Source organism: Mesorhizobium sp. M5C.F.Ca.IN.020.32.2.1, assembly GCF_004023105.1.
GTDB classification, from domain to species: Bacteria; Pseudomonadota; Alphaproteobacteria; order Rhizobiales; family Rhizobiaceae; genus Mesorhizobium; species Mesorhizobium wenxiniae.
In genome coordinates, this window is the sequence record NZ_RZSX01000344.1 from 1 (window position 1) to 6,278 (window position 6,278).

Below are 6,278 nucleotides of genomic sequence, written 5' to 3' on the forward strand. Positions count from 1 at the left end.
GATTATCAGCCGGCGATCGTCGTCAGCCTCGGCGACAGCTTTCATGACGGCGGCGGCGCCGCGCGCATGCACTCCAGCTTTCGCGAGCGGCTGGAAGGACTGATGGCCGGCCGCGACTGGTTCTGGGTCGCCGGCAACCATGACCCGGACGCGCCGGCCGACCTGCCCGGCGAGACGGTGCGCGAGCTGGCCATAGGCTCTCTCGTATTCCGGCATGAACCTTCGGCATTGAGAGTGGAAGGCGAGGTCGCCGGCCATCTGCACCCTTGCGCCCGCATCGTGCAGCAAGGCCGCTCGGTGCGGCGCCGCTGCTTTGCCGGCGATGGCGGCCGCATGATCATGCCGGCCTTCGGCGCCTATACCGGCTCGCTCAATGTGCTCGATCGCGCTTATGCCGGGCTGTTCCGCCGCGAAACGCTGATGGCCTATATGCTCGGCGCTGAGCGCATCTTCGCCATTTCCCACGCGATGCTCAGGCCGGGCTGAGCTGCTCTACCTGCCATAGTAGAGGGTGACTGTGTGCTTGGCTTCGGCGAAGAACAGCCAGCGCTCGACCAGCATGCCAGCGAACTGGACGATTGCGGCGAGTGTCGACAGCACCGCCGCATAGGGCCATGGCAAGGCGAACACGGCAACCAGCAGCAAGACGGGCAGAGCGAAGGCCAGCACTTGCGTGATCTGGCGCAGCCGCGCCTTGTGCTTGCGTGCGATGCGAAAGCCCATCTCCTTGAGCAGATAGTTTTCCTCGGTGTGCGGCCATTCCAGCGACCGCACAGTACCGCCGGCAAGCCCGGTCGCGGTGTTGACGGTTGTCGCAATTTCCAGTCTGTCATTGTATCGCCAGGTTGCCACCTTCCAGCCCCAGCCAAGCAAGGTCAGCAGCATGCAACCTGCCAGAAGAATAGTCGAACCGATGGCGAAACCCTGCAGCAGCGCGTTGAGAAGCACGCCGCCGCTCATCGCCGAAAAAATGAGATAACCGGGCAAGGTATAGCGGCTGTGCCACTGGGCGATCGGCTTCAGCGATGCATAGATCATGCCGGTGGTGCAGACCGTGATGACCGCGCCGACCGCAGCCAGCAGCCCGGCTACGGCCACCCAGCCGTCCGTGCGGCCAAGGACCACCCAGCCCATGGCGAACAGCCCCGCCGGCACGAAGGTCGCGACCGACGCAACGCCTTCGCGCGACAACCAGGAGCTGCGCCATTGCGAGAATGCCCTCCAGGCACGATCTGGCCGGCCGAGGTGGCCGGCCGACGACAACAGGCCGGCCGAGATCAGTCCAAGCGCCAGCCCCATGCCGACGAGGCCGAGCCAGAAGTCAGGCGGGACGAACCCTGGTCCAGCCAGCACCCCAAGCAGCGCGAGCAGGCCGTAACCGGCCCCCGTAGCGGTGGTGAAAAAGACGACCGAGAAAGCTGGATGCATGGATGTGCGGATCAGTTCGAAAGCATGCGGTCGACCCAGCCGAGGAAACCGCCCTCGGCCCGCACCGCTTCGAGCGCCGGCGCCGGCACCGATGCGGCGCGTGTGGTATGGGCGCGCGGCGGCAAATATTTGTTGGTCGGGTGATAGCCGAGTTCGGGCATCAGGTCGACGCCGCCGCGCTCGGCCACCAGCTGCGATACGGCCGATGCCGGGTCGCCGAGATCGCCGAAATGCCGCGCGCTGGTCGGGCAGGCGGCGACGCAGGCCGGCACGCGGTCTTCTTCCGCCAGATTGTCGTTGTAGATGCGGTCGACGCACAGCGTGCATTTCTTCATCACGCCAACATCGGTGTCGAATTCTCGCGCGCCATAGGGGCAGGCCCAGCTGCATAGTTTGCAGCCGATGCACTTGTCCTCGTCGACCAGCACGATGCCGTCCGAGGTCCGTTTGTAGGAGGCGCCGGTCGGGCAGACGGTGACACAGGCCGGTGTCTCGCAATGCAGGCAGGAGCGTGGGAAATTGACCGTGCGCCCACCCGTCTCCGTTATGTGCTCATAGCTGTGCACGCGGTTGAACCAGACCCCGTCGACATCGCCGCCATAGGGATCGAGGTCGGTCAGCGGCGCCATGTGACCGCCGGTGTTCCATTCCTTGCAGGCGGTGACGCAGGCCTGGCAACCGACGCAGGTGTCGAGATCGATGACCAGGCCGAGCTTCTTGTCGGTATGGGCGGGAAGGCAGGTCATGGTCTGGCAGCCTCTCTTTCCCGGCGGAACTCGGCCCCGAAACTGAGCTTGTCAGGCGAGGGTTCGAAATGCGGCGGCTGCCGGAAGCGCTCAAACTGCGGCTCGGTGAAGCCTGCTTCTTCAGCGCATTTGACGATGCGGACGCGCAGGTCGAACCATGCCGCCTGGCCGGTCACCGGATCGGAATTCGAATAGCGCTTGCCGTTCGCATCGGCGGAGGTCTGGTCGCCGATGATATGGTTGAGCAGGAAGCCGCGATTCGATTCGGCGGCGTCGTCCTTCAGCCCCCAGCTGCCGCGCCGTTTGCCGATCGCGTTCCAGGTCCACACCGTATCCGGGTTGACGCCGTCGACCAGCTTGATCTGCCCCTTGACCCTGCCGTTGATGCTCTCGATCCACACCCAGTCCTCATCGGCAAGGCCGAGGCCGGCCGCGGTCCGGTTGTGCACGAACAGCCGGTTCTGGCTGGTGATCTGCCGCAGCCACGCGTTCTGCGAACCCCAGGAGTGGTACATATGCATCGGCCGCTGTGTCAGCGCGTGCAGCGGGTATTTCTCGAGGTCGACAGCGGCCTCCTCGAAGGGCGCATACCAGAACGGCAGCGGATCCATATAGGTCTCGATGCGGCTGCGCTCTGCCTCCGGCGGCCGCACCCTCCCATGGCCGCGCGCGGCGAGGCGAAAGCGCTGCATCGGCTCGGAATAGAGCTGGAAGACGATCGGCTCGGCCTTCGTGACAAAGCCCATATTCTCGGCGAAATCAAGATAGGAGCGGTTGGCCATCTTGTAGTAGCGCTGGTCGTCCGCAAAATCATGGTGCCAGAAGCCGCCATTGTCGATGTAGCGCTGAAGCTGGTCGGGATTGGCCTCGCCCTTACCGATCGAGGCGCCGTCCTTGCCGCGCCAGCCGGCGAGCGGGCCGATCCCCGGCGAGCGCTCATGATTGACGATGTAATCGGCATAGTCGCGGTATTTGGCCGAGCCGTCGTCGTCGACGAAGCCGGGCAAGCCGAGCCGCGCGCCGAGCTCTATCAGCACCGACTGGAATGGCCTGACGTCGCGGTCCGGCTCGACGACGGGATGGCGGATGGCGTCGCCCGGGCCGTCGGCATGGCTGATCGGCCGGTCGAGCAGGCTGATGCAGTCATGCCTTTCGAGATAGGTGGTGTCGGGAAGCACGAGGTCGGCGAACGGCACGGTCTCGGAATAATAGGCGTCGGAATAGATGATGAAGGGGATCTTGTAGTTTCCGGCCTCGTCGCTGTCGGTCAGCATGGCGATGGTCTCGACGGTGTTCATCGACGAGTTCCAGGCCATGTTGGACATGTACATCATCAGCGTATCGATCTTGTAGGGATCGCCGGCCCAGGCGTTGCGGATGACGGTGTGCATGAGTCCATGCGCGGCGAGCGGCGAGTCCCAGGAGTAAGCCTTGTCGATACGGATGGGCGCGCCGTCATCATCGACCAGCAGATCGTCCGGCCCGCAGACGAAGCCGAGCGGCATGCCCTCCAGCGGCGTCATCGGCCTGACGTCCTTGCCCGCCGGCTTCAGCTCCGGCGGCGCCGAGCGGGGGTAAGGCGGCTTGAAGCGAAAGCCGCCCGGCACGTCCACTGTGCCGAGAAGCACCTGAAGCAGATGAATGGCGCGGCAAGAGTGAAAGCCGTTCGAATGGGCCGAGATGCCGCGCATCGCGTGCATCGACACTGGCCGGCCCTTGATCGTCTCGTGCCGGCGACCGGCCCAGTCCGTCCACGCCACCGGCAGTTCGATCGCCTGGTCGAAGGCGACATGCGCCAGTTCGGCGGCGATCCGGCGGATGGTGTCGGCGGGTACGCCGCAGCGTTCGGCAACCGCATCGGGAGAATAGCTCTCCTGCAGATAGCGGTCGGCGATGAGCTGGAAGACCGGCACGCAGCGGTGGCCGTCGACCTGGAAGTTGCCGGTCAGCGCCGGTTTTGCATCAGTGTCGGTGGCGCTGATGGGCACTTTCGCCGCCCTGTCCCAGGCCAGCGGATTGCCGTCACTGTCGCGCGCGAACAGCCCGTCATCGGCCGCACCCGACTCCTGGATGACGAGGACATGGGCGTTGGTGTAACGCAGCAAATAATCGAGGTCGACGCGGCCGGCCTTCAGCAATTCGTGGACGAGGGCAAACACGAACAGGCCGTCGGTGCCAGGCCGGATGCCGATCCAGTCATCGGCGATGGCGTTGTAGCCGGTGCGGCACGGATTGATCGAGACCACCTTGGCGCCGCGCGCCTTGAGCTTGCCGAGACCGATCTTGATCGGATTGGAATCATGGTCTTCGGCCACGCCGAACAGCATGAAGTATCTGGTGTTGTCCCAGTCGGGTTCGCCGAACTCCCAGAATGAGCCGCCGATGGTATAGAGCCCGCCGGCCGCCATATTGACCGAGCAGAAGCCGCCATGGGCGGCGAAATTCGGCGTGCCGAACTGGCTCGCCCACCAGCCGGTCAAGGATTGCGACTGATCGCGCCCGGTGAAGAAGGCGAGTTTCTTCGAGTCGGTCTGGCGTATCCTCGAAAGCCGTTCCGTCGCGATGGAAAATGCTTCCTCCCACTCGATCTCACGGAATTCTCCCGAGCCGCGCGGACCTGTGCGCAGCAATGGCTTCTTCAACCGGGCCGGACTGTAGTGCTGCATGATGCCGGCGCTGCCCTTGCCGCACAGCACGCCACGATTGACCGGATGGTCCTTGTTGCCGTTGATGTAGCGGACCTTGCCGTCCTTGATGTGGACGTCGATGCCGCAGCGGCAGGCGCACATGTAGCAGGTGGTCTTGGCGATGCTGTCGGAGACATCGGGCGAAGTATCGACGCCATCGCCCTCGTCGGGCGCGCGTGTGTCGGCAAGGGGCCGTTGGGACGGTGCGGAATTGGCGCCGCGCAGCGTTCGGTGGTTCATGATCCGGTGCTTTTGTAAGCCGTGAATTTGGCTCTCGTCTTCGGCCCGGGGCCGCGCATGTAGTGCTCTTCCGGATGATAGCGATCGCCGGCAAGCCGGCGCCGTAGGCTGCGGGTCCAACGGGCAAACAGGGATTTTAACCGCCCGATCACATTCTACCCTTTGCGGCCTGGCCGCGATATTTTTCCAATTCCTTTCAGAAACTTAGAACAAAGCAATCGATCCGTCTAACAAGTTGCTCTTGTAACTTCAATCGAATTTGTTTCTTAATTCTCTCATGACCCTAGACCAATTGCGGATCTTCGTTGCTGTCGCCGAGCGAGGGCATATGACCAAGGCGGCCGAGCTGCTGGGCATTTCCCAGTCGGCGGCGTCGGCCGCCATCCGCTCGCTCGAACAGCAGCACGGCGTCCGGCTGTTCAACCGGGTCGGCCGCAACATCGAGCTCGCGCAGACCGGGCACCGGTTCTTGCCTGAGGCCAAGGCCGTGCTCGAGCGGGCGGCTGCCGCTCACAATGTGCTGGAGCACGTTTCCCAGACGATCACCGGCAGCCTTTCGATCGCCGCCAGCCAAACTATTGCCAGCTACTGGCTGCCGCGCCGCCTGGCCTCCTTCCACGAGGCCTATCCCGCCGTCAGGCTGAGCGTGACCATCGGCAACACCAGGCAGGTCGAGACCAATGTCCTGGACGGTACGGCGGATTTTGGCTTGGTCGAGGGGCGCACTGAATCCGACATATTGCGGCGCGCCAAGGTCGATGTGGATCGACTGATGCTGGTCGTGGCGCATTCGCATCCCGAGATCGTTGAAGTCTCGCGCGGGCATCCGGATATCAGGGAGTTCCGCTGGATCATCAGGGAAGGCGGATCAGGCACGCGCGAGGTGCTGGAAGATCTTGCCCGCCGCGAAGGGATCTCGTTCGCGGACCTGCGGATATTCCTAGTACTGCCGAGCAACGAGGCGGTTCGTCAGGTGGTCGAGGCCGGCGCCGGCGCCACCATCATTTCGAGGCTCGTCGTCGAACGAGCCGTTGCCGAAGGCAGCTTGCGGTCCGTGCCAATCGAACTGCCGAAGCGCGATTTCGCGATGATCACGCATCGTGACCGGCAGGCAAGCCTGGCCCAGATGGCACTCAAGGTGCATCTGAGCGCGAGGGCCGACGAAACGGTCCGGGAA

At 64.1% G+C, this 6,278-nt stretch carries 5 protein-coding genes; 2 read left to right on the forward strand and 3 right to left on the reverse strand.

Annotated features, from left to right (window positions below):
* Positions 1-486, forward strand: a 486-nt coding sequence (gene pdeM / locus EOA86_RS18045; RefSeq protein WP_128342898.1) for a ligase-associated DNA damage response endonuclease PdeM, incomplete at its 5' end; no start/stop codon positions are given.
* A 6-nt stretch (positions 487-492) separates the two neighbouring features.
* Here pdeM and EOA86_RS18050 read toward each other — a convergent pair.
* From EOA86_RS18050 to EOA86_RS18060, 3 genes are read right to left on the reverse strand one after another with little or no spacing between them, the layout of a single operon-like run.
* On the reverse strand, positions 493-1,428 hold the full coding sequence (locus EOA86_RS18050) for a DmsC/YnfH family molybdoenzyme membrane anchor subunit (RefSeq protein WP_128342900.1): 936 nt from the start codon (positions 1,426-1,428) through the stop codon (positions 493-495).
* Between the two features lie 11 nt (positions 1,429-1,439).
* Positions 1,440-2,174, reverse strand: a complete 735-nt coding sequence (locus EOA86_RS18055; RefSeq protein WP_127210917.1) for a 4Fe-4S dicluster domain-containing protein — start codon at positions 2,172-2,174, stop codon at positions 1,440-1,442.
* Entirely contained in the window at positions 2,171-5,101 is a 2,931-nt protein-coding gene (locus EOA86_RS18060; protein WP_128342903.1) for a molybdopterin oxidoreductase family protein, read from the reverse strand. Before EOA86_RS18060 ends, EOA86_RS18055 begins: the two co-directional genes overlap by 4 nt.
* Positions 5,102-5,378: 277 nt before the next feature.
* On the opposite strand from EOA86_RS18060, the gene EOA86_RS18065 reads away from it, so the two are divergent.
* Positions 5,379-6,278: LysR substrate-binding domain-containing protein (locus tag EOA86_RS18065; RefSeq protein ID WP_065005857.1), on the forward strand; the 900-nt coding region annotated here is incomplete at its 3' end.

Bases quoted from the DNA above. Each gene is read 5' to 3' on its own strand.
- EOA86_RS18055 (WP_127210917.1), bottom strand. From the start codon at position 2,174: ATGACCTGCCTTCCCGCCCATACCGACAAGAAGCTCGGCCTGGTCATC.
- EOA86_RS18050 (WP_128342900.1), bottom strand. From the start codon at position 1,428: ATGCATCCAGCTTTCTCGGTCGTCTTTTTCACCACCGCTACGGGGGCC.
- EOA86_RS18060 (WP_128342903.1), bottom strand. From the start codon at position 5,101: ATGAACCACCGAACGCTGCGCGGCGCCAATTCCGCACCGTCCCAACGG.